We start from the raw sequence: 443 nt of genomic DNA, 5'->3' as shown, positions 1-443 counted from the left end.
AGCATCTAAGCGGGAAGCCGGCTTCGAGATAAGATTTCCATCCCTTAGGGGGAGAGGCTCGCAGCTAGACTACTGCGTTGATAGGCCGGATGTGGAAGTGGGGACTAAAGACCCATGAAGCTGACCGGTACTAATAAGCCGATAATTTGATAACACTCAGTTTGAAGAAGCTGCTTTAGCGTCCACTATGTGGTTCTCGATGTACGGTCGAGAACAAATAACTAAATACATTTGTATAGGTTTGTTCGATTCATCGGAAGATGTTTCGGCGGCTATAGCAAGAGGGAAACGCCCGGTCACATTCCGAACCCGGAAGCTAAGACTCTTTGCGCCGATGGTACTGCAGGGGGGACCCTGTGGGAGAGTAGGACACCGCCGGACTTAACTTAGCAACACACTTGAAAGCCACCCCACGGGGTGGCTTTCTTGCGTTAACGCCCTGT

The 443-nt window shown here is 50.8% G+C and carries 2 rRNA genes; both read left to right on the top strand.

The window, feature by feature from the left end:
• Nucleotides 1-154 (top strand): 23S ribosomal RNA (locus JF66_RS21435); the annotation flags it as partial.
• Between the two features lie 110 nt (nt 155-264).
• Nucleotides 265-381, top strand: a 5S ribosomal RNA gene (rrf, locus tag JF66_RS21430).
• Nucleotides 382-443: the final 62 nt, after the last annotated feature.

Origin of the sequence: Cryobacterium sp. MLB-32, assembly GCF_000738085.1 — a bacterium.
In the GTDB taxonomy this organism is placed as follows: domain Bacteria; phylum Actinomycetota; class Actinomycetes; order Actinomycetales; family Microbacteriaceae; genus Cryobacterium.
Note: the sequence above shows the minus strand (reverse complement) of the source record. Positions and strands in the feature narration are given on the sequence as shown.